A 253-nucleotide genomic window follows, 5' to 3' on the forward strand; every position below is an offset into this window, starting at 1 on the left:
TGGATTACAACGGCATGAAGCTGGTGCGGGAAGGGGCACGGCCCATCAGTGGCGATACCGGTCTGCGCGACGTGCAGCGTCTGGCGGAAGCGAATAACTTCCCGGCGGTTGATGAGAGCAAACGTGGCCGTTACCAGCGGATTAATCCTCGCGATGCTTACATCGATCATCTGCTGGGTTACATCAATCCCGGCAACCTGAAACCGATGAGGCTGGTGCTCAATTCCGGCAACGGTGCGGCAGGTCCGGTGGT

At 58.9% G+C, this 253-nt stretch carries 1 pseudogene; it reads left to right on the forward strand.

Annotated elements, in window-relative coordinates:
• Positions 1-253: pseudogene (locus tag FDW92_RS04850) on the forward strand (phosphomannomutase CpsG); the annotation flags it as partial.

This window comes from Citrobacter sp. wls706 (assembly GCF_005281305.1).
GTDB lineage: Bacteria > Pseudomonadota > Gammaproteobacteria > Enterobacterales > Enterobacteriaceae > Citrobacter > Citrobacter werkmanii.